The sequence below is a fragment of the Streptomyces sp. NPDC054866 genome, from assembly GCF_053610745.1.
On the sequence record NZ_JBSGZA010000011.1, the window covers coordinates 193,054 to 217,038 of the forward strand.

Below are 23,985 nucleotides of genomic sequence, written 5' to 3' on the forward strand. Positions count from 1 at the left end.
GCTCAAGAATCCCAGAGCGCCCCCAGCTCAAGGAGCTCCCCCCGGTACTCGATCCGCTCGGCCCACTCGGCGGGCCACGCGTCCGCGCCCAGGTGGGCGCCCGCGAAAGCACCGGCGAGGCAGGCGATCGAGTCGGAGTCGCCGGAGGTGCAGGCGGCCCTGCGCAGGGCCGTGACGGGCTCGTCCACGAACTGCAGGAAGCACAGCAGCCCCGTGGCGAGCGCCTCTTCGGCGATCCAGCCCTCGCCCGTGGCCAGGCAGGGGTCCGTCTCCGGGTTGGCATGCCTCAGTGCGGCCTCAAGGCGTTCGAGGACGGCAAGGCACTCGTCCCAGCCACGTGCCATGAACGCGCCCGGCGTCGGATCGCCGCCGCGCGTCCACAACTCGCCGAGCCAGCGCCCGTGGTACGTCTCGCGGCTCTCGTACGCGTACGAGCGCAGCAGACCGACCAGGCCCGTCGGCTCGGCGCCCTCCGCGAGCAGCCGCACGGCGTGCGCCGTGAGGTCCGACGCGGCGAGCGCCGTCGGGTGGCCGTGGGTGAGCGCGGACTGGAGCTGGGCGGCGCCCGCCCGCTGCTCGTCGCTCAGGCCGGGGATGAGCCCGATCGGCGCGACGCGCATGTTGGCGCCGCAGCCCTTGGAGTGGACCTGGCTCGCCTCTTCCCACGGTTTGCCGGTCTTGAGCAGGTAGCAGGCCTTGAGGCAGGTGTTGCCGGGCGCGCGGTTGTTCTCCGGCGACTGGTACCACTCCACGAACTCCTCGCGCACCGGCCGCTCCATCCGCTTCGGCCCGAGCAGTCCCCGGTCCATGGCGGTACGCAGGCCGCGGCCGAGCGCCAGCGTCATCTGCGTGTCGTCCGTGACGATCGCGGGCCTCGGCAGCTCCATCTCCCGCCAAGGCCCGCACTTGGCGAGGATCGACGGTACGTCGTTGAACTCGGTCGGGAAGCCGAGCGCGTCCCCCAGGGCGAGGCCTATGAGGGATCCGGTGGCGGCACGCTTCATGAGGGCTGTCCTTCCGAGGGGATGGTCGCGGGGCGGAGCAACGGCGGGTGCAGCGACGTGGCCGGGCCCGCACGGTAGAGGGCCGCCGGTTTGCCACGGCCGCCCGTCAGGCGCGCGGCGCCGGGGATCGCCTCGACGAAGCCGGGCGTGCCGAGCACCTTGCGGCGGAAGTTGGCCGGGTCGAGCTCGGCGCCCCACACCGTCTCGTAGACCTGCCGCAGCTCGCCGAGCGTGAACTCGGGCGGGCAGAAGGCGGTGGCGAGGCCGGTGTACTCGAACTTGGCGCAGACGCGGTCGTGGGCGTCGGCGAGGATCCGGTCGTGATCGAAGGCGAGCGGCCCCTGGGTGCCGTACGGCAGCCACTCCGCGCGGGCCGCGTCACTGCCGGCGCGCACCGCGGGAGGGTCGGGCACGAGCGCCGCGAAGGCGACCGAGACGACGCGCATCCGCGGGTCACGGTCCGGTTCGCTGTAGGTGCGCAGCTGCTCCAGGTGGAGCCCGGCGCTGTCCGTGAGGCCGGTCTCCTCGGCGAGCTCACGTCCGGCCGCGGTCTCCGCGGACTCCTCCGGCAGCACGAATCCGCCGGGCAGCGCCCAGCGCCCCGCGTACGGCTCCTGACCGCGCTCGACGAGCAGCGCGTGCAGGCGGCCCGCGCGGACGGTGAAGACGGCGAGGTCGACGGTGACGGCGAACGGCTCGAAGGCGTACTTGTCGTAGCCCTGCATGGACCCCCCTCCCTTTATGGTCAGCGCGACTATAAATGCGGGTGGACGAGCTCCGCAAGACGCGAAAAGGCGGCCGGCCCCCGCACAACGCAGGGACCGGCCGCCTTTTACCAACCTCGGTCAGGCCTAGAGGTCGACTTCCTGCATCAGCATGCCGACCTCGGTGTTGGACAGCCTGCGCAGCCACCCCGACTTCTGGTCGCCGAGCGTGATCGGCCCGAAGGACGTCCGCACCAGCTTGTCGACCGGGAAGCCGGCCTCCGCGAGCATGCGGCGCACGATGTGCTTGCGGCCCTCGTGCAGCGTCACCTCGACCAGGTAGTTCTTGCCGGTCTGCTCGACGACGCGGAAGTGGTCCGCGCGGGCGTACCCGTCCTCGAGCTGGATGCCGTCCTTGAGCTGCTTGCCCAGGTCACGCGGGATCGGTCCGACGATGTGCGCGAGGTAGACCTTCTTCACGCCGTACTTCGGGTGCGTGAGGCGGTGGGCCAGCTCACCGTGGTTGGTGAGCAGGATGACGCCCTCGGTCTCCGTGTCCAGGCGCCCGACGTGGAACAGCCGCGTCTCGCGGTTGGTCACGTAGTCGCCGAGGCACTGGCGGCCCTCGGTGTCCTCCATGGTGGAGACGACACCGGCGGGCTTGTTCAGCGAGAAGAACTGGTACGACTGGGTCGCGACCGTCAGGCCGTCGACCTTGATCTCGTCCCGCTCCGGCTGGACCCGCAGGCCCTGCTCCATCACGATCTCGCCGTTGACCTCGACACGGGCCTGCTCGACGAGCTCCTCGCAGGCACGGCGCGAGCCGTAGCCCGCACGGGCGAGGACCTTCTGCAGCCGCTCGCCCTCCTGCTCGGCGCCCGGGAAGGTCTTGGGCGGGCTGACCTTCGGCTTGCCCGCGTAACGCTCGCGGTTGCGCTCTTCCTGCCGCGCGTCGTACTCACGGGACGTCGCGGGAGCTCCCGCGCCGCGCCGGGTGCCCCTGTCCGAGCCCTGAGGCGCCCTGGGGCCGCCCTTGGCGCCGCCGCGTGCCGCCGCGCCACGGCCCTTCCGGGAGGCGTCGCCGCCTACGTCGTAGCGGCGCTCCTCGGGACGGGGCTTGCTCTCGCGCTTCGGCGGCTGGTCGTCGCGACCGCCTCCGGCGCCGCGACCCTGCCGGTCGGGGCTGTTACCGGAACCCCGGTAGTCGCGGCCGCCACCGCTGTTGCCGCGGCCACCACCGCCCGGGCGGCCACCGCTGCTGGGGCGCCCACCGCTGCTGCCACGGCTGCCGCTGTTGCCACCACGGCTCCCGCCGTTGTTTCCGCTGCTGTTCCTGCCGTTGCTGCTTCGCATCAAATTTCCGTTAGTCGTCTGTGCCCTTGGTGTACTCGTAACCCGGCGCATCGGGGGCGTCCGGGTCGAACGACGGAACACCCTCCAGCGTCTCGGCCTCGATCGCCTCCGCCTCGGGGAGGAAGGGCGCGAGCTCCGGGAGCTCGTCCAGGCCACGCAGGCCCATCCGCTCCAGAAAGTAGTTCGTCGTCCTGTACAGGATCGCACCTGTTTCGGGTTCCGCGCCCGCCTCCTCCACCAGACCCCTCTGGAGGAGCGTCCGCATCACGCCGTCACAGTTCACTCCGCGCACCGCGGAGACCCGGGAACGGCTGACCGGCTGGCGGTACGCGACGACCGCGAGGGTCTCCAGGGCCGCCTGGGTGAGCCTCGCCTGCTGCCCGTCAAGGACGAAGCGCTCCACGGCGGCGGCGTACTCGGGCCGGGTGTAGAACCGCCAGCCGCCCGCCACGAGCCGCAGCTCGAAGCCCCGCTTCTGCACGGTGTACTCGTCGGCAAGCTCCCGCACCGCGTCGGCGACCTGCCGCCGTGGCCGGTCGAGGATCTTGGCGAGGTGTTCCTCGGTGGCCGGTTCGTCGACGACCATGAGCACGGCCTCAAGGGCGGGCCGCAGCTCCAGATCGGCGACGGCACCCGCCAGGTCTCCCGCGGGGGTCGCAGGGGTCGCGGGGTTCTCCACGCTCATGTGGCCTTCTCCTCACTCACCGGCTCGGGGGCGCGGTCGAACTCGTCGGTCACCGTCGGCTCGCCATCGCCGTCCCCACCGGTCCACCGCACCATCAGCTCGCCCAGGGCGGCCTCCTGGTCCAGCTCCACGGCCTTCTCGCGGTACAGCTCCAGGAGCGCCAGGAAGCGGGCGACGACGGTGAGGGTGTCCCCCGCGTCCTCGACGAGCACCTGGAAGCTGACCTCGCCCCGCTCCCGCAGCAGGGCCACCACAAGCCCTGCCTGCTCCTGCACGGAGACCAGCGGGGCATGGATGTGGTCGACGTACACCTGGGGCTTCGCACGGGGCTGCATCGCCTTCACCGCGAGACTGGCGAACCCCTCGGCGCCGATGCTGATGACGACCTCGGGGAGCAGCTCCGCGTGGTGGGCCTCCAGGCCGACGGTCCGCGGATAGCGCCGCGCCTCCTCTTCGAGCCGCCCGCTGAAGATGTCGGCGATCTGCTTGTACGCGCGGTACTGGAGCAGCCTCGCGAAGAGCAGGTCCCGCGCTTCGAGCAGCGCGAGGTCCGCCTCGTCCTCGACCTCGGCGGAGGGCAGCAGCCGGGCCGCCTTGAGGTCGAGCAGGGTGGCGGCGACCACGAGGAACTCGGTGGTCTGATCCAGGTCCCAGTCGGGCCCCATGGCGCGGATGTAGGCCATGAACTCGTCGGTCACCGTGGACAGCGCGACTTCGGTGACGTCCATCTTGTGCTTCGAGATGAGCTGAAGCAGCAGATCGAAGGGGCCCTCGAAGTTGGCGAGCCGGACCTTGAACCGCCCGTCGTCGGGCTCAGGAGCTGCCGCCTCCGGCTCCGGCTCGGGAGCTGCCGGCTCCGGCTCGGGAGCTGCCGGCTCCGGCTCGGGCTCCGCCGCGGCCACCCCGGGGCCCCGCCCCAGGGCGCGGCGAGGGGCAGGTCGTGCGGAGTCGTCAGTCGTGGCCATCAGGCGGGAACGCTACCGCTACCGCCCGCGAAGCCGTCGTACGAGAATGCTCGCGTCCCCGCGGGACTCAAGATCCGCGAGAACGACGGCCACCGCCTCGCGGACGATGCGCCCGCGGTCGACCGCGAGCCCGTGCTCGCCCCGCAGCACGAGACGCGCGTGCTCGAGGTCCATCAGCTCCTCGGCGGACACGTACACGGTGATCTTCTCGTCGTGCCGCTCACGCCCGCTGGGCCGCCGGTTGGCCGCCCGCGCGCGCCGCCGTGCCTGCGCCGTGGAGGAGGAGTTCGCGGACCGGCCGCCGCCGCTCTGTGCGGCGGCGCCTTCCTGGTCCTGGGCGGGACGGCGCCCGTCCTTGTCGGCATCGGCGGTGGCCGACCGGCTGCGGGATTCACCCGACTCCGCGTCGGCGGCGCCGTGTTCGGCGGCGTCACCGCCGTCCGTGGCCGCCGCGCCGCCGCGGGAATCCCCCGCGGCGGTCTCGTCGCTCTCCCCCGCGGGGCCCGGCACCCGGGCCTCGCCGTTCGCCTGGCGTCGCGGGGACGACGACTGCAGCGCCATCCCCCCGGTCGTACGGAACAGTTCGTCGGCCCCCGGCAGACTCACTCGGCGTGACACCGGGCGAGCACCTCCCTGGCGAGCTGGCGATAAGCGGCCGCGCCGACCGAGTTCGATGCGTACGTCGTGATCGGCTCACCGGCGACCGTGGTCTCCGGGAAGCGGACCGTGCGTCCGATCACCGTGTGGTACACGTGATCGTCGAAGGCCTCGACCACCCGCGCGAGCACCTCACGGCTGTGCACCGTGCGGGAGTCGTACATGGTGGCCAGGATGCCGTCGAGCTCCAGGTCGGGGTTGAGCCGCTCCTGGACCTTCTCGATGGTCTCCGTCAGCAGGGCCACACCGCGCAGCGCGAAGAACTCGCACTCGAGCGGCACGATCACCTTGTGAGCCGCCGTCAGGGCGTTCACGGTGAGCAGGCCGAGCGAGGGCTGACAGTCGATCACGATGTAGTCGTAGTCCTGCATCAGCGGCTTCAACGCCCGCTGCAGCGTGGACTCTCGGGCGACCTCGCTTACCAACTGCACTTCGGCGGCGGACAGGTCGATGTTGCTGGGCAGCAGGTCCATGTTCGGGACCGCCGTCTTCAGCAGCACCTCGTCGGCCGACATGCCCCGCTCCATGAGCAGGTTGTAGACCGTCAGGTCCAGCTCCATCGGGTTCACCCCGAGGCCCACCGAGAGGGCGCCCTGCGGGTCGAAGTCGACCAGCAGGACCCGGCGTCCGTACTCCGCGAGCGCGGCACCCAGGTTGATGGTCGACGTCGTCTTGCCCACGCCGCCCTTCTGGTTGCACATCGCGATGATCTTCGCGGGACCGTGATCGGTCAACGGACCCGGAATCGGGAAGTACGGCAGCGGGCGTCCCGTGGGACCGATGCGCTCACGGCGCTGACGGGCCGCGTCCGGGGCCAGCGTGGCCGCGTACTCGGGATCGGGCTCGTACTCGGCGTCAGGGTCGTAGAAGTGCCCCTGGGGCAGTTCCTCGTAGTCGGCGAGTTGGGTGTGGGTGGTGTTCTCGCCACTCCGGTCGCCGGCCATGGCGTTCACGTGATGGCCATCCATGCTCTGGGGTGCAGACGGTGTCGTCAGCGTCGACTGGGTTCCCTGACGGGCTTCGAAGGTGCGGACAGCGACGGAGCCGACAGCCTCGAGCCCCACGGGTCCTTGGCCCCGCTCAGAGGTTCCTGGTTGACCACCCCCGGGAGCAAATGTCGACTCATTCACAAGTCGTCTTACCTCCTTGGTGACCAGGAAATTTCTCGATAGGTCAGCGTGGCACCATGCCGACGGTTGGCGACTCTATGGCGTGTCACCGGTCCGCAGCAACACAATCCGCCGGACCCGGCCCGATGTGTCGGCAATCGAACGCCCCCATGTCAAGGGCGCGCGGGGTGCCATTGGCACATTTCCGGGGTGGTCGAATCGGTTAAAGGGTTACGTTCAAGGCGAGTTGACCATGTCCACGGACATACGCATACGGCCGGACCCCTCTCAAGGTCCGGCCGTGGGCGTGAGATTGACGACTTTCGTTGACGAAAGCGGTCAGGTTCAGCCGAGGAGCGTCTCCAGCTCGACGTGCTCGAGGCCGTGCGACTCGGCGACCTCCTTGTAAACGACCTGGCCGTCATGGGTGTTGAGGCCCAGGGCGAGGGCGTGGTCACGGCGCAGCGCCTCGACCCAGCCGCGGTTCGCCAGCTCGACGATGTACGGCAGCGTCGCGTTGGTCAGCGCGTACGTCGAGGTGTTGGGCACCGCGCCGGGCATGTTGGCGACGCAGTAGAACACCGAGTTGTGGATCGGGAAGGTCGGCTCGGCGTGCGTCGTCGGGTGCGAGTCCTCGAAGCAGCCGCCCTGGTCGATCGCGATGTCGACAAGGACACTTCCCGGCTTCATGCGCGACACGAGCTCGTTGGTGACGAGCTTGGGGGCCTTGGCACCCGGGATGAGGACGGCGCCGATGACGAGGTCGGCGTCGAGGCAGGCCTTCTCGAGCTCGAAGGCGTTGGAGACGACGGTCTGGATCTTCGTGCCGAAGATCTTGTCCGCCTCCTTGAGCTTGTTGATGTCCTTGTCGAGCAGGGTCACGTGGAAGCCCATGCCGATGGCGATCTGCGCGGCGTTCCAGCCGGAGACGCCGCCGCCGATGACGACGGCCTTGCCGGCCGCGACACCCGGGACACCGCCGGGCAGGACACCGCGGCCGCCCTGGGCGGCCATCAGGTGGTAGGCGCCGACCTGCGGGGCCAGACGGCCCGCGACCTCGGACATCGGGGCGAGCAGCGGGAGCGCGCGGTTCGCGGTCTCGACGGTCTCGTACGCGATGGCGGTGGTGCCGGACTCCAGGAGCGCCTCCGTGCACTCCTTGGACGCGGCCAGGTGCAGGTAGGTGAAGAGGGTCTGGTCCTTGCGGAGGCGGTGGTACTCCTCCGCGACCGGCTCCTTGACCTTCAGGAGGAGGTCGGCGGTGGCCCAGACCTCGTCGGCGGTGTCCAGGATGACGGCGCCCGCGGAGACGTACTCCGCGTCCGGGATCGAGGAGCCGACACCGGCGTTCCGCTCGATGACGACCTGGTGGCCGTGGCGCACCAGCTCGTGCACGCCGGCGGGGGTGATGGCCACCCGGAACTCGTTGTTCTTGACCTCGCGGGGGATGCCGACCTTCACGTCGATCACGGTCCTCTTGGCTCAGGGATTTTTCGGGCAACGAACTACATACCGATACACAAGAGGGCGCATCGGAGACACCACGGAAGTACGCGGCAGAGCCAGTCTAATGAAGGACTTCTCGCTGTCTAGCCTTTCAATGCATCAATCTTCTGCGGAAGCGCTACGGATTTCGTAGGCGGAAGCCCCGGGTCCATCCTTCGATGCAAGCCCTGTGACCTGCTCGAGCTCCATTCCCAGGATGCGCTCGGCGGCGGCGCGGTGCAGCCTGGCGGCGGCCGGGTCGCCGAGCCGGTCCAGGGTGTCGGCGAGCCTGAGCTGCAGCGCCGCCTGGAGGCGTACGTCACCGGCCTGCCGCGCCCAGTCGACGGCCTCCTGGCAGGTGCGCAGCGACTCCTCGGGCCGCCCCGCGTACTCCTGCACCCGCGCGAGCTCGCTCAACGCCCTTGCCTGGCCCGCCACATCACCGGCCTTGCGGTGCCCGGTGACGGCCGAGCTCCAGTTGCGCAGCGCCTCGCCGTAGCGGCCCGCGTAGGTGTGCGCCGTTCCGATGCGGCCGTAGAGGCGGGCCGCGTCGGAGCGCTCGTCCCGCGCGAGCCGATGGGCGAGGGCACGCCCGAACCAGTCCGAGGCCCGCGACCAGTCCCCCAGCTCCTCGTAGGCACCGCCTACGGATTCCATCGCGCGGCCGGTCGCGTACGGATCATTTGCTTCCCGTCCGGCGTCCAGAGCAAGCCGATAGCGCACCAGTGCCTCTTGCGTACGTCCTGTCCGCGCGTCCAGATCCGCGAGATTCAGGAGGGCGGCCGCCTTCTCGCGGGGCAGGTTCCTGCGCTCGGCGACATCGAGCACGAGCCGGTGGATGCCGTACAGCTCGGGAGCCGCGTCCTCCGTGCCCCGGTGGGCGACCAGGGCCCGCGTCAGGGCAGCCATCAGGCGTCGCGCGAGGGTGTCGAGCTCCCCGTCGGCGACCGCGAGGCGGGCCGCGGCGAGCAGGGCGGGCTGCCGGACGCGCAGCCACTCTTCGGCGGCGCCGGGGTGGGGGAAGCGCAGGGCCCGCGGCAGGCCCGCGAGCTTCTTGCGGGCACCGGAGCTGTCCGGCTCCGTGATCGCCCGGCAGGACTGGAGGAGGCGCACGGTCCGCTCCAGCATCCTGGCCCGCGCGAGCTGCACCTCGGCGGGCCGGTCCTGGCTCTCGGTGCGCTCGCGGAGCAGCGGGACCAGGCAGTCCGGCAGCTCGTACTGCGGAAGCGGCGAGTCCACGGCCCTGACCAGGCCGAGCTTCACGAAGTCGTCCAGGGTCGTGCGGGCGGCGGAGACCGAGCAGCCCGCGAGCGCGGACGCGGTGTGCGGGTCGACGTGACCTGCGGGGGCGAGCGAGAGGTAGCGCAGTATCCGCGCGGCAGCCCCCGGCAGCGAGGTGTACGAGAGCTGGAACATGCGGGAGAGGGCGCCGGCCGCGGACTCGTCGTCGGGCCTGTCGTGCACCTGTTTGGCCAGGTCGGCGACGGCCGCCTTGGGCCGCCCGGAGAGCCAGCCGCCGGCCAGGACGAGGGTGGCGGGGTGTGCGCCGCAGGCCTCGACCAGGCTCTCCGCCGACCGCGGGTCGACGGTGATGCGCACCGGGCCCGCCGCGCGGGAGAGCAGTTCGACCCCCGCGGCGGTGTCCAGGCCGCCCAGCGTGCACGGCCGCACGTCCGGGATGCCGGTGAGCGGGCCCTCCGAAACGGCGACGACCAGGCACTCGGGCGCGTCCGGGAGCAGCGGGTCGACCTGCTCGGCGTCCGCGGCACCGTCGAGGAGCAGCAGGGCCCTGCGCCCCGAGAGTGCCTCGCGGAGCACTTCGGCGAGCTCGTCCTCGTCCGCCCCCGCGGGGGCGGGGACGTCGAGGGCGTCCAGGAGTTCGCGGGCGGTGCGTTCCGTGGGCACGCGCGTGCCGTCGGGTTCGGTGAGCTGGGCTCGGAGCACCCCGTCGGGGTAGTCGTCGGCGACCTGCCGCGCGAGTTCCTCCGCGAGCGCGGTGCGGCCCGAGCCGGGGCGGCCCGCGATGAGGAGCACGCGGGCCCGGGGCGCCTTGCGGCCCGAGATGGTGTCGAGTCCGGCACGGTCGATGTCGGCGCGGAGCTCTTTCAACTCCCTGCGCCGGCCGACGAATTGACCGCCCTCGGAAGTCTGGGCCGGAGCGGGCCGCGGCACCGCGCCGCCCGCCGCCGAACCGTCCGTGTCGACCGCCTGATCCGTCACGGGCCATGCTCCGTCCGCCTGCGCGCGAACCCGCCGGGACTCCGGTCGGGACGCTTCCAGAGCCTAGTTCAGGCCCTGACGCATCCCCCGGCGAGCGGCGCGCACAAGTCCCCCGATCGGATCAGCAGATCGTCACACCGGAGAGCTCCAATGGCCCAGAGCGGTAACTCTCGTACCTCTCAGGCCTCTCAGGCCTCGAAGGGGCGCGCGGGCCAAGGCGCCTCGGCGGGGCGCAGCGCGTCGACACCGTCGCCGCTCAGCACCGCGGTCAGCGAAAGGGCGCCCACGACGAGGCAGTTGTTGTGCAGCTCACCGGCGAGCACGCCCCGTACGAGCTCTTCGAGCGGTACGCGCGCCAGCTCCATGTCGGCCTCCTCCTCGGAGACTTCGAAGCGCTCGCCCTCGGCCTCGGAGAGGTCGCGGGCGAGGAAGATGCGCACGGCCTCGTCGCAGCCGCCGGGCGTGGTGTAGACGTCGGTCAGGACGCGCCAGTCCTCGGCCTTGACGTGCGCCTCTTCGTAGAGCTCGCGCTGGGCGGCGTGCAGGGGGTTCTCGCCGGGGATGTCGAGGAGGCCCGCGGGGATCTCCCAGAGCTTGTGGCGGACGGGGTGGCGGTACTGGCTCAGGACCAGGACCCGGCCCTCGTCGTCCAGGGCCAGCACGGCGACTGAGCCAGGGTGCACCTGGTAGTCACGGCGTACGACGGTCCCGTCGGGCATGACCACGTCGTCGGTACGCACGGAGGTCTTGTTCCCCACGAAGGGGGTCTCCGTGGCCGTGACCTGCCACTCTTCGGCGGTGTCCTTGATCGTCATGTCGCCCTGTCCTCCCACACGTGCAAACAGAAACCGGGGCACCAGCCTCACAAGGCTCGTACCCCGGCAACCGTATCGCTCTTGTGTTACTTACCCGTCTGGCGCTCCACGGCGGCCTTCACCAGGCCCGCGAAGAGCGGGTGCGGGCGGGTCGGGCGCGAGCGCAGCTCCGGGTGCGCCTGGGTGGCGACCAGGTAGGGGTGGACCTCGCGGGGGTACTCGACGTACTCGACGAGCTTGCCGTCCGGGGAGGTGCCGGAGAAGAGGATGCCGGCCTTCTTCTCGAGCTCGGCGCGGTAGGAGTTGTTCACCTCGTAGCGGTGACGGTGGCGCTCCTCGACGTACTCCTTGCCGTCGTACACCTCGCGGGCGATGGAACCCTCGGCGAGCTTCGCCGGGTACATGCCCAGGCGCATCGTGCCGCCCATGTCGCCCTCGCCCGCGACGATGTCCAGCTGCTCCGCCATGGTCGAGATGACCGGGTGGGCGGTCGCGGAGTCGAACTCCGTGGAGTTGGCGTCGGGGATGTCCGCGAGGTTGCGGGCGGCCTCGATCACGATGCACTGCAGGCCGAGGCAGAGGCCGAGCAGCGGGATCTTGTTCTCGCGGGCGAAGGTGATGGCGCCGACCTTGCCGGTCACGCCGCGGTCGCCGAAGCCGCCCGGGATGCAGATCGCGTCGACGTCGGCCAGCTGCTTGGCGGCGCCCGCCGGGGTCTTGCAGTCGTCGGAGGTGACCCACTTGACCTTGACGCGGGCGCGGTTGGCGAAGCCGCCCGCGCGCAGCGCCTCGGTCACCGAGAGGTAGGCGTCGGGCAGGTCGATGTACTTGCCGACCAGCGCGATGGTGACCTCGTGGTTCGGGTTGTGCACCCGGTCCAGGAGGTCCTCCCACTGGGTCCAGTTCACGTCGCGGAACGGGAGGTCGAGCTTGCGCACCACGTAGGCGTCGAGGCCCTCGGTGTGCAGGACCTTCGGGATGTCGTAGATCGACTTGGCGTCGACACAGGCGACGACCGCGTCCTCGTCGACGTCGCACATCAGCGAGATCTTGCGCTTGATGGCGGTCGGCACGTCGCGGTCGGCGCGCAGCACGATGGCGTCCGGCTGGATACCGATGTTGCGCAGGGCCGCGACCGAGTGCTGGGTCGGCTTGGTCTTCAGCTCACCGGACGGGCCGATGTAGGGCAGCAGCGAGATGTGCACGACGAAGACGTTGTCGCGGCCGACCTCGTGGCGGACCTGACGGACGGTCTCCAGGAACGGCAGGGACTCGATGTCGCCGACCGTGCCGCCGACCTCCGTGATGACGACGTCGACGTCGTCGGTGGCCATGCGGCGGATGCGGTGCTTGATCTCGTTCGTGATGTGCGGGATGACCTGCACCGTGTCACCGAGGTACTCGCCGCGCCGCTCCTTGGCGATGACCTGCGAGTAGACCTGGCCGGTGGTGACGTTCGCCGTGCCGTCGAGGTCGACGTCCAGGAAGCGCTCGTAGTGGCCGATGTCCAGGTCGGTCTCGGCGCCGTCGTTCGTGACGAACACCTCGCCGTGCTGGAACGGGTTCATCGTCCCGGGGTCGACGTTCAGGTACGGGTCGAGCTTCTGCATGGTGACGCGCAGGCCGCGCGCCTTGAGGAGCGCACCCAGGCTCGAGGCAGTCAGACCCTTGCCGAGGGAAGAGGCGACACCCCCGGTGACGAAGATGTGCTTGGTCGTCGTGGACTTTGGCTGCATGGCCAAGAGGGGGCTCCCGTGGTCGCGGTCTGAAGGGTGCGTACCGGCACCCTCACCTGGGATTCTGGGGAGGTGCCGTCGCTGCGGTTCGGGGGTTCAATGACCACCGGCTCACGGGCTACCAGGGTATCAGCGACCGGGCGAGGCTGCTTCCGGCCACGCTCGGGCACTCACGTCACACCTCCCTCACCTGGCGCTCACCCGTTCGGCGCAGGCCGGTTGCCGGGAGCGGCGCGCAGATCACCTAGGTGCGTCGTATCCTGCTCGGACACTCGCTGCCGAGCCGGTCCGACTAACGGCAACCACCCCCGTCCGTCCCCCGGAACAAGAGACTCGTGCAGTTCGTTTTACAGCGAAGCCTTGACCGTAGAGCGAGCGCCCCCGAGAGGGCGACGTGGCCGTTTGACTGGAGATGCACGTGGCCGGGCGCATCGAGGATTACGCACTCATCGGAGACATGCAGACCGCTGCCCTGGTCTGCCGGGACGGCACAGTCGACTGGCTGTGCCTGCCCCGCTTCGACTCGCACGCCATCTTCGCCGGATTGCTCGGCACGGAGGAGCACGGATTCTGGCGCCTCGGGCCCGCTCACAGCCCCGACGCACCACCGCCGACAGCCGCGCGGCGCACGTACCGCGGCGACTCGCTGATCCTGGAATCCGAGTGGGACACCCCGCGCGGCACGGTCCGCGTGACCGATTTCATGCCTCCGCGCGACACGGACGCGCCGCAGCTCGTGCGGATCGTCGAGGGTGTCAGCGGCCGGGTGCCGATGCGCTCCGCCCTGCGGATGCGTTTCAGCTACGGCCGCGTGGTGCCCTGGGTGCACAAGGTCGACGGGCGCACGGTGGCCGTCGCGGGGCCCGACTCGGTGTGGCTCGACACGTCGGCCGAGACCTTCGGCAAGGACCTCACGACGTACTCGGACTTCACGGTCGCGCCCGGTGACCGGGTCGCGTTCACCATCTCGTGGCAGCCCTCGCACAAGGAGCCGCCCGCGCCGGCCGAGCCCGAGAACGCCCTCGTGGCCACGCAGGACTTCTGGCGGGAGTGGGTCGAGCACTGCACGTACCACGGCCCGTACCGCGAGGCCGTGGTCCGCTCCCTGATCACGCTGAAGGCCCTGACGTACGCCCCCACGGGCGGCATCGTCGCGGCGCCCACGACGTCGCTGCCCGAGGACATCGGGGGCTCCCGCAACTGGGACTACCGCTACACGTGGCTGCGCGACGCCGCCATCACGCTCTCCTCGCTCCTGCGCACCGGGTACCGCGAGGAGGCCCGCGCCTGGCGCGAGTGGCTCCTGCGCGCGGTGGCGGGCGACCCCGAGAACCTCCAGATCATGTACGGCATCGCGGGCGAGCGTGAGCTCGGCGAGGCCGAGCTGGACTGGCTGCCGGGGTACGAGGGCTCGACACCGGTCCGGGCCGGCAACGGCGCCGCGCACCAGCTCCAGCTCGATGTGTACGGCGAGGTCACCGAGGCCCTGCACCTGGCGCACATGACGGGCCTGGCCCGCAGTGACTACGCCTCACTGCTCCAGCTCAAGCTGATCCGGTATCTGGAGACGCACTGGGACCAGCCCGACGAGGGCATCTGGGAGGTGCGCGGCCCGCGCCGCCACTTCGTGCACTCCAAGGTGATGGTCTGGGTCGCCGTCGACCGCACGATCAAGCTCATCGAGTCCGGCGACGCGGACGGCCCCCTGGACAAGTGGCGCGACCTGCGCGACGACATCCACCGGGACGTCTGCGAGAAGGGCTACGACAAGGAGCGGAACACGTTCACGCAGTCGTACGGCTCGAAGGAGCTGGACGCCTCGCTGCTGCTCATCCCGCAGATGGGCTTCCTGCCGCCCGACGACAAGCGCGTGATCGGCACGATCGAGGCGATCCAGCGGGAGCTCTCGACGTCGGACGGCTTCATCCTGCGCTATCCGACCGCGGGGGACGACGCGGGCGTGGACGGTCTTGAGGGCGACGAAGGCGCCTTCCTGGCCTGCTCGTTCTGGATGGCGGACGACCTGGCGATGATCGGCCGGGTCGACGAGGCCCGCAAGCTCTTCGAGAAGCTGCTCGCGCTCCGCAACGACCTGGGGCTGCTCGCCGAGGAGTGGGATCCGCGGCTGCAGCGCCAGGTCGGCAACTTCCCGCAGGCGTTCAGCCACGTGCCGCTGATCGACACGGCACTGCGGCTGACGGCCTCCGGGGCGTACGGCGGCTAGGCCAGTTTCCCGATGACCTCCCGGGCGGCGCGCTCTCCCTCGGTCGCGCCGCCCTCCATGAAGCCCTGGAAGTCGTAGGAGCAGTGCTCGCCGCCGATGTGGAGGGTGCCCCGCGGGCCCTGCGGTGTGCCTTCGTAGCCGGCGTAGCGGTGCAGATAGCCGACGGGCCAGTACGAGTAGGCGCCGAGGGCGTAGGGGTCCTTGTGCCAGGCGGAGAGCTGGGCCCTGCCCGTCCAGGCGGACCTGGTGCCGGGGAAGACCTGGTCGATCTGGCCGAGGTACCGGGTGGAGAGGTCGCGTACGTAGGGGTCCGACTCGGTGCTGAACGGGCCCGCCGGTGACAGCGATCGGGCGAGGGTGCCGCCGCCGTACTGGATGAGGATGCCGCCGGTGCCCGGCTGGAGCTTGGTGGTGTCCCAGGTCTGCTGGAAGTCGGCGTCGGTGAAGCAGTCACCGGCGCTCACTCCCGGCCAGGCGCCGGTGCCGCGCCAGGGGCGGCTGCCGAACTGCATGTTGAGCTTGGTGCAGTGGCCCATGCGGGCGTCACGCAGCAGGTTGGTCATGCGGGCGTCCAACCCGGCCTTGGTGAGGTCGAGTTGCTTGAGCACCGGCAGCGGTACGCACAGGATCGTGTGGTCGGCGGTGGCGGTGCGCGTGGCACCCGCCTCGGTGTAGGTGAGGGTCTGGGTGCCGTCGGCGTCGGCGCGTACGGCGGTCAGCGCACAGCCGGGGCGCAGGGTGCCGTCGGGCAGGAAGTCGGCGATGGCGCGCGGGAGTTGGTCGTTGCCGCCGGTGATGTGGTAGCGCTCGTCGGACAGGCCCCAGATATTGAAGTGCCCCGGATTGGTCTGGTAACCCATCAGCAGGACGAGGGCGAGCGCGGACTGGTCGGTGGTGTCGGCGCCGTACTCGACGTTGTAGGCGACGTCGAACCAGCGGCCGAGCGGGGAGCCGTGCCCACCGGGGACGCGGGAGTCGATCCACTCATGAATCGACATGTTGTCCAGGGCCGTGCCTGCCGGGGTGCTCCGGTTCCAGAAGACCTCGCCCGCCTCCGACAGGTCGCGGCGCAGGAGTTGGTAGACCTCCTTGAAGTCCTCGTCGGCCTGGGCGCGCGGGTAGTAGGCGCCGTTGAACCAGAGGATCTCCTCCGCGCCGCGCGGTCCGCCGCCGAGGAAGTCCTCGACGGGGAGGTCGAAGCGGCGGCACAGCTCCAGGATCTTCTTGTGGCTCGTGTCGATCAGCTCGCCGCCGATCTCGGAGGTCTGGCCGTACGCCCAGTGGCCGCGCTGGGTGTGCACGCGGCCGCCGACCCGGTCGGGATTCGCTTCGTAGAGCGTGCAGTTCAGGCCCGCGTCATGGAGGGTGAGAGCGGCGGTGAGGCCCGATATCCCGGCTCCTACGACGGCTATGCGGGGTGCGCCTTTGCCGGTCGCGGCCCTGGCGCGGGGAGCGGCCGCCGCACCGGCGCCGATCGCGAGGCCCGCGGCGGCCGCCCCTCTGAGGACCGTTCTTCGGCCGGGCGAGGCGGCGGCGCCCCGGAGTCCGGCGGCGCCCCGGAGTCCGGCGTTGCCCCGGAGGTCAGCCGTGCCCCGGAGTTCGTCGACGGGGACCGCGCGGCGCCGGGCCTCGGTGTGCGCCGCGGCCAGTTGCTTCAAGGCGTGCATCGGGTTCGTACGGGACACGGCAGATCTCCTCAGACGGTGGCGGACGTCGTGGACTCGGTGTCGTTCGCGCGCTCGGCCGCGTCCTCCAGGACGATCCGGCCGATGATCTCGTAGCGGGCGGGCTGCTTCGCCCGCAGATACAGGCCGAGGCCGAGGCCCCCGAAGAAGACGAGGCCCACGATCCAGGGGATGGCCTTGAAGAAGAGGGAGTCGGCGGCGCTGCCCGCCGCGGTGTCCATGTTGATCACGAGCAGGACGACGACGGCGATCATGCCGATGCCGCCGAGCAGCGGGGCGACCAGGGTCGTGAACCAGTGCCGGTCCTCGGGGTGGTTCTTGCGGAAGTAGCCGATGACGGCGAACGAGCAGAGGGTCTGCACGATGAGGATCGCCATCGTGCCGAGGATCGCGAGCAGCGTGTAGAGGTGGATGTACGGGTCCTGTCCGGTGAGCCAGAAGGCGGCGACCAGCGCGACGGCGATCGCGGACTGGACGTAGGAGGCGATGTACGGGGAGCCGTGCCTGGGGTGCGTGCGGCCGAGGCCGCGGTGCAGGAATCCCTCGCGCCCGATCGCGTACAGATAGCGCGAGGCGCACTGGTGGAAGGCCATCCCGCAGGCGAACGAGCCGGTGATCAGGAGCCATTGGAAGGTGTCGACGGCCCAGGCCCCGATGAAGGAGCGGGCCGGGTCGAAGAACAGGTCGAGCGGGCTTGTGGACTGCGAGACCTTCACCGAACCGGTCAGGCCGTTGCCCGCGATGGTCATCCAGGAGACGTAGATGTAGAAGAGGCCGACGCCGACGACCGAGATGAGGGTCGCCCGCGGGATGACCTTCTTGGGGTTGCGGGACTCCTCGCCGTACATGGCGGTGGACTCGAAGCCGACCCAGGACCAGAAGGCGAAGAAGAGGCCGAGTCCTGCCGATGTGCCGGTGAAGGCGTTCTTCGGGTTGATCGGCTCGACGGGGATGCCGTCGGGGCCGCCGCCGTGGATCAGTACGGCGGTGGCGACGGCGAAGAGGACCGCGATCTCGGCGACCAGCATCACGCCGAGCGCCTTGGCGGTGAGGTTGATGTCGAAGTACGACAGGACGACGGTGACGGCGAGCATCGCGGCCGCGTAGAGGATCCACGGCAGGTCGGCGCCGAGCTGATCATGGACGGTGGTCTTGGCGAAGTACGCGAAGACACCGACGATCGACGCCTCGAAGACGACGTACGCGAGGACGGCGAGCATCCCGGACGCCATGCCCGCTATGCGGCCGAGGCCGTGCGAGATGTAGCCGTAGAAGGCGCCGGCGGCGGTGATCCGCTTGGCCATGGCGACGTATCCGACCGAGAACACGGTCAGGACGAGCGTCGCGAAGAGATAGCCCGCGGGGGCTCCGGTGCCGTTGCCCGCGCCGACGGCGATGGGGAGGTTGCCGGTCATCGCCGTGATGGGCGCGGCGGTGGCGACCGCCATGAAGACGACGCCGACGAGGCCGACGGAGTTCGCCTTGAGACGGTGGACCTCGGGTGTGGTGGGTTGCTCTGGCATGGCGGGCACCCTTCCGTGGAGTGACGTACGCCACAACCGACAGGAGGTCGCGCAATTGACGTTCCGGGGCGACGAGTTGTCGGGTTATGAGCGGATCAGATCATTCCCGTAACGGGCCGGAGATGTTCCCGGAACGAATGCGCAGGTACCGTCCGCCCCATGGAAAGTCAGGGCACGCAGGGCACTCAGGGCGGCATCACCGTGCAGCGTGCCCTGGAACTTCCGGGTCTTCGCGGCGGGCTGCCCGAAGTCGTCGCGGGCGCGGAACGGCTGCAGCGCACGGTGCGGTGGGTGCACGCGGGCGAGGTGCCGAACATCGCATCGCTCCTCAAGGGCGGCGAGCTGCTCCTGACCACGGGCCTCGGCCTGGGCGCACGCCCCGCCGAGCAGCGCGTCTTCGTGCGCAAGCTCGCCGAGCGCGGCATCGCGGCGCTCGTCGTGGAGCTGGGCCCGCGCTTCACACGGCTCCCCGCCGCGATCGTGGAGACGGCGCGCGCGGCCGGGCTTCCGCTGGTGCAGCTGCACCGCGAGGTGCCCTTCGTGACGGTCACCGAAGAGGTGCACACCGAGATCGTCAACGGCCACTACGCGCTGCTCCAGCGGGCCGACGAGGTCCACCGGCGCTGCACGGAGGCGCTGCTCGGCGGGGGCGGCGTACCCCAGGTCCTCAACGTCCTCGCGGACTTCAGCGGCAACCCGGTGTTCCTGGAGACGGCGGACGGGCAGCTTCTGTACGCCGCCGGGGCGGGCACGGAGTGTGCCGATCCGCTCCAGGTGTGGGAGGGGCTGCGGGGTCAGCACAAGGACGGGCCGCCCGCGGGCGCGCTGCTCGTCGAGGTGCCGGGCGGCGGTCCCGGCTCCGGCTCGGTGCGCGCCCGGCTCGTGCTGCTCGCGGTGGAGTCCGCGCTGCTTCCGGTGCACCGGATCGCGGCGGAGCGGGCCGCGGGCTCGCTCGCGGTGGTCCTGATGCAGGCCCGGCAGGAGGAGGAGCTCGCCGCGCGGGGCCGGGGCGACTTCCTGACCGATCTGGCGGAGGGGCGGATCCTGGCCGACGACGCGCCCGCCCAGGCGCGGGTGCTCGGTTTCAAGCCCGGCGAGAGCCCGCTGCTCCCGGTCGTGATGCGGCTCGCGGACGGGCTGCCGCCTGGCGGCGGCTGGGCCGTGCTCGCGCGGGCGGTGGCGGAGGAGCTCGCGGCGGTGGGCGTGCCGGTGCTGCTCGGCGTACGTCCGGTCGAGGGGCGGGTCCCGCTGCTCCTCGGACTCCGTACGGAATCCGAGCGCACCGCGGTGGCCGACCGGGTCGCCGCCGCGCTGCGGGCGGGCGTGGAGCGGGCGGGGATGCAGCGGGCCGGGGCGCTGCCGCCGGTCGTGGTGGTCGGGGTGGCGGGCGGCTGGGCGGCGGCGTCGGCGGGGCTGCGGCACGCGGCGGAGACGGCGACGGCGGCGCAGGGCCTCTCGGACCGCCCCTGGTACGACGCGCGGCGCCTGGACATCGACCTGCTGCTGTGGCGCCTGCACAACTACGACGACTCGGCGCTGGCGGCATTCGTGGACCGCGCGATCGGCCCGCTGCGCACCCACGACCGGCGCTCGAAGCCACCGCTGCTGCCCACCCTCCAGACGTATCTGGCCCATGCGGGACGCAAGGCGGAGACGGCGCGCGAACTGCACCTGAACCGTCAGACGCTCTACAACCGCCTCGCCCGGATCAGTGAACTCCTCGGCACGGACCTGGACGACCCGCAGACGGTGCTCGCGCTGAGCCTGGCGCTGCGGGCGCGCAGGCACGTGGCGTAGCGGCCCCGCGCCGGAGCTACGTGGCGAAAGGCTGCGTCAACTCGTCGTAGACGCTGAGGACTTGAGTGACCGTTTCGTCCTCGGTCGGCCATGTCGCCGCCTGGGCCGTGCCCTTGTCCTTGAGCCGCTCCCTGAGCGCGGGGTCGGCGAGGAGGCGTGCGACGGCGGTGGCCAGGGCCTCGGCGTCGCCGTACGGGACGAGGACGGCGGCGTCGCCGACCAGTTCGGGGATGCCGCCGACAGAGGTCGCGACGAGCGGCACGCGCGCGTGCAGGGCTTCCTGGGCGAGCACGGAGCGGGACTCCCAACTGGTGGGCAGCACCACGAGATCGGCCGCCGCGAGCATCTCCGGCACGTCGTCGCGCCGCCCGACGAGCCGGACCGGAAGGCCTTCGCTCTCGATACGGCGCTGCAGGGCGCCGCGCTCGGGCCCTTCACCGGCGATGACGAGGACCGGCAGGGGGTCGAGGTGGCGCCACGCGCGCGCGGCCTCCAGGAGGACGTCGTAGCCCTGCTGCCGTTCGAGGGTGCCGACGGTGACGATCAACGGCCGCCCGACGGCGCCGAGTTCGGCGAGGGCCTTGTGGCGCAGCCCCTCGGCATCCTCGGCCGGCCCGGCCGCGGGCCGCGGCGCGGGGAACGTGACGGGGGCGAGGCGGGCGTCCCGCGCGCCCCTGCTGCGGGCGCGGTCCACGAGGTCGGACGAGGTGCCGAGGACCACGGCGGCGGCCTTGGCGACGCGTCGCTCCAGGAGGCGCAGAACGTGGGCGCGCGCTCCTTCCGCGTGCGCGCGCGTGTGCCAGGTGACGACGAGGGGGACACGGCGGCCGGTGAGCGCGAGGGCGGCGCGGAGTGCGGCATGCAGTCCGTGCGCGTGCACGAGGTCGGCGTCGGCGCAGGCCAGACGGAGGGAGGCGACGGACGCGGGGTCGCTGCTGCGCGGTACGTGGACGTGCCGGGCGCCGGTCCCCGTCAGGTCGTAGGCGCCGACCGCTTCGGTGGGGGCACACACCGTGACCCGCACGCCCCGCGCGGCGAGGCCCGCGGCGAGCGACCTGACGTGGGCACTGCTGCCCGCGCTGCCACCGCCCAGTACTTGCACGGTGTGCAGGGGGGTCTGACCGTGCGGTGAGTGGCTGCTCACGTGGCTCACGTAGCCGGGGCTCCTGGGTCGGCGTCGGGGGGCTGCGCCAAGGATGCCAGTCCGTACGGACGTTCCGGCACCGCCGAAAGGCCTCTTCCGTGTCGGGGCGGGCAACTCCCTGAGCCGGATCACCCACACGGGTGAGGGCAACGGGGATCTTGGGGCGGCTTCGGCACGGCACGGAGGAGACGCTAGGCGGCCGAGCTCCCCGCCACCGCGCCGGCGCTGACCTTCTCTCCGTAGACGGCCGCCGCGACAAGAGCCGCCGCATGCACGGCGAGCCCCGCGCGGCCGTTACCGGCGACGACGGCCGCGCCGAGCGCCGCGCCCAGGGCATGCGCTCCCACGTCGCCGATCATGGCCTGCTCCCCGATGTCCTCCGGCAGCACGGCCGCCGCGGCGCCCACGGAGGCGGCTGCGAGGGCCCCGGCGGCGCCTTCACGCAGCAGACCCGGCGCCCCCAGCGCGACCACGGCTCCGGCGGCCCTTCCGGGGCGTACGTCCACGAGGTTGACGAAGTGGGCAGCACCCGCGATCACGACGCCCGCAAGGAGCTTGTCCACGGGCCGCTCCTTGAGCAGCGCACCGGCGGCGAGCCCCGCCGCGGAGATCCCGAACAACTTCACGGCCCCGCTGGTCACTTCGCCGCCCCGCAGCGCACCGAGGTGCGCGCGAAAGCCCCGGCGCGGATCACCGTCCCCCGCAGCATCGTCGTACGCCCCGCACGCCCCCGCCGCGAGCACGGCGAGCGCGGCGGCGGCACGGGTCCTTGCGGGCAGAGCCACGACTCCCGCCGCCGCACCAAGGGCGGCGGCGGGCCCGGCGTACAACTCCACTGCCCGCCCGGCATAGTTCGTCCGCTGCCACCGGTCGGTCCCACCGGGGGCGCGCGAACGCAACGCGGCGGTGGCCGCGCGAGTGACGGCGGCCGCGCCGAGGAGGGCCGGGAGACGCCGGGCAGAGGTGCGCTTGATCATGCGCATCAGGGTACGGGGGCTGAAACTCCAGCCTGACCGCCGGGATCCGGCGTCTCAGCCCGTCCGGCGTTTGAGGACGAACTCGGCGAAGCCGGTGACCGGCGGCACACAAGGCACCCCCGCTTAAAGGCGCCCCCGCCCGAAAGGAGCCCCCGCCCGCTACCCGTCCCCCCGAGCCGTCGCCAGCAGTTCCTCCGCATGTGCCCGCGCGGTCTCCGAGTCCTCCTGGCCCGCCAGCATCCGGGACAGCTCCCGCACCCGGTCCTCCCCCTCAAGCACCAACACTCCGGAGCGCGTGACGCTCCCGTCGTTCGTCTTCTCGACCAGCAGCTGCCGGTCGGCGAACGCCGCCACCTGCGGCAGATGCGTCACGACCACGACCTGCGCCGACTTGGCGAGGCGGGCCAGCCTGCGGCCGATCTCGACAGCGGCCTTGCCGCCGACACCGGCGTCGACCTCGTCGAAGAGGTACGTCGGCACCGGATCCGTGCCCGCGAAGACCACCTCGACGGCGAGCATCACGCGTGACAGCTCACCGCCGGACGCGCCCTTGGCGATCGGCCGGGGCGGGGCGCCCGGATGCGGGGCAAGGAGGAGTTCCACCTCGTCGACGCCCGCAGGGCCGTACGCGACGAGTCGGCCGTCGACCGGCACACCGTCCGCGTCGTCCGCCACCTCCGTGGCGGTGATGTCGATCGTCACGCGCGCGTGCGGCATCGCCAGCGAGGCCAGCTCTTCGGTGACGGCCGCCGCGAACCGCGACGCCGCCTCCTGCCGCGCATCGGTCAACGCCTGTGCGAGTCCGGCGAGTTCAGCCCGCAGCGCGTCCCGCTCGGCGGTCAGCTCCTCCAGACGGTCGTCGTCACCTTCGAGTTCGGTGAGCCGCGCGGCCCCCTCCTGGGCCCAGGCGAGCACGGCGTCGATGTCGGAGCCGTACTTCCGGGTCAGCTGGGTGAGCGCGGCCCGCCGTTCCTCGACCGCCGCGAGGCGCAGTGGATCGGCGTCGAGGTCATCGGCGTACCCCGCGAGCTCGCCCGCCACATCGCCCAGCAGAATCCCGATCTCGCCGATCCGCTCGGCAAGCGCGGCCAGGGCGGGGTCGTGGGAACGCACCGCCTCAAGCGCCCGGTGGGCGCCCGCCACCAGCGTCGTGGCGTCGACACCCTCGGGGTCCTCGGGGATGCCCGCGAGCGCGGCGTGCGCGGCCGTGGCGGCGGAGGCGAGGGCCTCCGCGTGGCCGAGCCGCTCGGCCTCGGCGGCCAGTTCGGTGTCCTCGCCCTCGCGCGGCTCCACGCCCGCGACCTCGTCGAGGCCGAAGCGCAGCAGATCGGCCTCCTGGGCCCGTTCACGCGCACGCGTGGTGATCTCGTCGACCTCGGTCGTCACGGCCCGCAGCCTGCGGTACGCGGCCGTGTACTTGGCCAGCGGCACGGTGACCGCGTCGCCCGCGTACCGGTCGAGGGCCCCGCGCTGCCGGGCCGGTTTGAGCAGGCCCTGCTGGTCCGTCTGGCCGTGCACCGCGACGAGGTCGTCGGCGAGTTCGGACAGCAGACCCACAGGGACCGACCGGCCGCCGAGGTGCGCACGGGAGCGCCCCTCCGCCGAGACCGTACGACTGATCAGCAGCGCACCGTCGTCGAGTTCGGCCCCCGCTTCCTCCGCGCGCACGGCAGCCGTGGCATCCGCGGGCACAGTGATCCGCCCCTCCACCACCGCCGCTTTGGCGCCGATCCGCACCAAAGCGGGATCCGCGCGTCCGCCGAGCAGCAGGCCAAGGCTGGTGACCACCATCGTCTTGCCCGCACCGGTCTCGCCGGTCACGGCGGTGAACCCCGGCGACAGCTCGACCACCGCGTCGTCGATGACTCCGAGCGACCGTATCCGCATCTCCTCCAACACGGA

18 protein-coding genes are annotated in these 23,985 nt (G+C 71.5%); 2 read left to right on the forward strand and 16 right to left on the reverse strand.

Going from position 1 to position 23,985, the window contains the following annotated elements; genetic code table 11:
• Positions 1-2: 2 nt before the first annotated feature.
• The 11 genes from ACWGI2_RS38735 to ACWGI2_RS38785 form a co-directional block, all read right to left on the reverse strand.
• Entirely contained in the window at positions 3-1,004 is a 1,002-nt protein-coding gene (locus ACWGI2_RS38735) for an ADP-ribosylglycohydrolase family protein (protein WP_453700576.1), read from the reverse strand.
• Positions 1,001-1,729, reverse strand: a complete 729-nt coding sequence (locus ACWGI2_RS38740; protein WP_453700578.1) for an NUDIX hydrolase — start codon at positions 1,727-1,729, stop codon at positions 1,001-1,003. Before ACWGI2_RS38740 ends, ACWGI2_RS38735 begins: the two co-directional genes overlap by 4 nt.
• A 126-nt stretch (positions 1,730-1,855) precedes the next feature.
• Positions 1,856-3,061: a pseudouridine synthase gene (locus ACWGI2_RS38745; protein WP_453399241.1), complete on the reverse strand. Its 1,206-nt coding sequence runs from the start codon at positions 3,059-3,061 to the stop codon at positions 1,856-1,858.
• Positions 3,062-3,071: 10 nt separating this feature from the next.
• On the reverse strand, positions 3,072-3,746 hold the full coding sequence (scpB, locus tag ACWGI2_RS38750; protein ID WP_453399240.1) for an SMC-Scp complex subunit ScpB: 675 nt from the start codon (positions 3,744-3,746) through the stop codon (positions 3,072-3,074).
• Positions 3,743-4,711 (reverse strand): segregation and condensation protein A, encoded by a 969-nt coding sequence (locus tag ACWGI2_RS38755; protein ID WP_453700579.1) that lies wholly within the window; start codon positions 4,709-4,711, stop codon positions 3,743-3,745. Before ACWGI2_RS38755 ends, scpB begins: the two co-directional genes overlap by 4 nt.
• An 18-nt stretch (positions 4,712-4,729) precedes the next feature.
• A complete protein-coding gene (locus ACWGI2_RS38760; protein WP_453700581.1) occupies positions 4,730-5,329 on the reverse strand; it encodes a hypothetical protein in 600 nt (199 codons plus the stop codon).
• On the reverse strand, positions 5,314-6,498 hold the full coding sequence (locus tag ACWGI2_RS38765) for a ParA family protein (RefSeq protein ID WP_453399237.1): 1,185 nt from the start codon (positions 6,496-6,498) through the stop codon (positions 5,314-5,316). Before ACWGI2_RS38765 ends, ACWGI2_RS38760 begins: the two co-directional genes overlap by 16 nt.
• A gap of 324 nt (positions 6,499-6,822) precedes the next feature.
• Complete coding sequence (ald, locus tag ACWGI2_RS38770) at positions 6,823-7,947, reverse strand: alanine dehydrogenase (RefSeq protein ID WP_453700583.1); 1,125 nt, start codon at positions 7,945-7,947, stop codon at positions 6,823-6,825.
• Positions 7,948-8,082: 135 nt separating this feature from the next.
• Complete coding sequence (locus ACWGI2_RS38775; RefSeq protein ID WP_453700585.1) at positions 8,083-10,182, reverse strand: tetratricopeptide repeat protein; 2,100 nt, start codon at positions 10,180-10,182, stop codon at positions 8,083-8,085.
• A 188-nt stretch (positions 10,183-10,370) separates the two neighbouring features.
• The gene (locus tag ACWGI2_RS38780; protein WP_453399234.1) at positions 10,371-10,997 is read right to left on the reverse strand and encodes an NUDIX domain-containing protein; all 627 of its coding nucleotides are present in this window, start codon (positions 10,995-10,997) and stop codon (positions 10,371-10,373) included.
• Between the two features lie 86 nt (positions 10,998-11,083).
• Complete coding sequence (locus ACWGI2_RS38785; RefSeq protein WP_453399633.1) at positions 11,084-12,733, reverse strand: CTP synthase; 1,650 nt, start codon at positions 12,731-12,733, stop codon at positions 11,084-11,086.
• Positions 12,734-13,145: 412 nt separating this feature from the next.
• Between ACWGI2_RS38785 and ACWGI2_RS38790 the strand changes: the two genes are divergently transcribed.
• Complete coding sequence (locus ACWGI2_RS38790) at positions 13,146-14,957, forward strand: glycoside hydrolase family 15 protein (protein WP_453399233.1); 1,812 nt, start codon at positions 13,146-13,148, stop codon at positions 14,955-14,957.
• Here ACWGI2_RS38790 and ACWGI2_RS38795 read toward each other — a convergent pair.
• The gene (locus tag ACWGI2_RS38795; protein ID WP_453700587.1) at positions 14,954-16,642 is read right to left on the reverse strand and encodes a flavin monoamine oxidase family protein; all 1,689 of its coding nucleotides are present in this window, start codon (positions 16,640-16,642) and stop codon (positions 14,954-14,956) included. The genes ACWGI2_RS38790 and ACWGI2_RS38795 overlap by 4 nt on opposite strands.
• A gap of 11 nt (positions 16,643-16,653) precedes the next feature.
• Positions 16,654-18,165, reverse strand: a complete 1,512-nt coding sequence (locus ACWGI2_RS38800) for an APC family permease (RefSeq protein WP_453700589.1) — start codon at positions 18,163-18,165, stop codon at positions 16,654-16,656.
• Positions 18,166-18,324: 159 nt separating this feature from the next.
• Here ACWGI2_RS38800 and ACWGI2_RS38805 point away from each other — a divergent pair, with 159 nt between their 5' ends.
• Positions 18,325-19,962, forward strand: a complete 1,638-nt coding sequence (locus ACWGI2_RS38805) for a PucR family transcriptional regulator (RefSeq protein WP_453700591.1) — start codon at positions 18,325-18,327, stop codon at positions 19,960-19,962.
• Between the two features lie 16 nt (positions 19,963-19,978).
• Here ACWGI2_RS38805 and ACWGI2_RS38810 read toward each other — a convergent pair whose 3' ends face one another.
• From ACWGI2_RS38810 to recN, 3 genes are all read right to left on the reverse strand, one after another.
• A complete protein-coding gene (locus tag ACWGI2_RS38810) occupies positions 19,979-21,115 on the reverse strand; it encodes a glycosyltransferase family 4 protein (RefSeq protein ID WP_453700593.1) in 1,137 nt (378 codons plus the stop codon).
• A 182-nt stretch (positions 21,116-21,297) separates the two neighbouring features.
• Positions 21,298-22,083: a hypothetical protein gene (locus ACWGI2_RS38815; protein ID WP_453700594.1), complete on the reverse strand. Its 786-nt coding sequence runs from the start codon at positions 22,081-22,083 to the stop codon at positions 21,298-21,300.
• 159 nt (positions 22,084-22,242) lie between these two features.
• A complete protein-coding gene (gene recN, locus ACWGI2_RS38820; RefSeq protein WP_453700620.1) occupies positions 22,243-23,970 on the reverse strand; it encodes a DNA repair protein RecN in 1,728 nt (575 codons plus the stop codon).
• Between the last annotated feature and the right edge of the window lie 15 nt (positions 23,971-23,985).